Source organism: Psychrobacter sp. 1Y4 (genome assembly GCF_051847555.1).
Genome location: NZ_JBPYDE010001007.1, coordinates 1 through 550 on the forward strand (window position 1 = coordinate 1; position 550 = coordinate 550).

Annotated in this window: 1 protein-coding gene; it reads left to right on the forward strand. The window is 45.8% G+C overall.

All coding sequences use genetic code 11. From position 1 onward, the window contains the following. The coding region (locus ACS8FC_RS20115) for an amino acid--tRNA ligase-related protein (RefSeq protein ID WP_439298086.1) at positions 1-550 on the forward strand (550 nt) is incomplete at both ends.

Genomic DNA, 550 nt, shown 5'->3' on the forward strand with positions numbered 1-550 from the left:
GGCAGGTGAGCTTAATGAGTTGCTTACGGCGCTGTATGGTCATCCAATGGTGATGAGCCATTATCGCTATGTCGATGCTTTTATGGATTTTGTTGGTATACATCCACTGACAGCGAGCCTATCTGCTCTCCAAGCGGTAGCAGAAGATAGAGGACTGACAGGTTTTGATTTTAATGATGCTGATGATAGCGAAGAAAACCGTCGTCAGAACTGGTTAGACTTACTATTTAGTCATGCAGTAGAGCCAAATTTGGGACATGATTTGCCGACACTGATCATAGAATATCCGCCTGCGACAGCCGCATTGGCAAAGACAGCGCTGGATAAGGAAGGGAATAAAATAGCGAAACGCTTTGAGCTGTATATCAATGGCATTGAGATTGCCAACGCTTATGATGAGCTAGCAGATGGTCCAGCATTGCGAGCACGCTTTGAACAAGATAATCAATTACGTCAGCGTCATGGGTTGCCGCAAATGCCCATTGATGAGCATTTAATCGCGGCATCTGATGACTTGATCGCTTGTAGCGGTATTGCGGTCGGTGTTGAT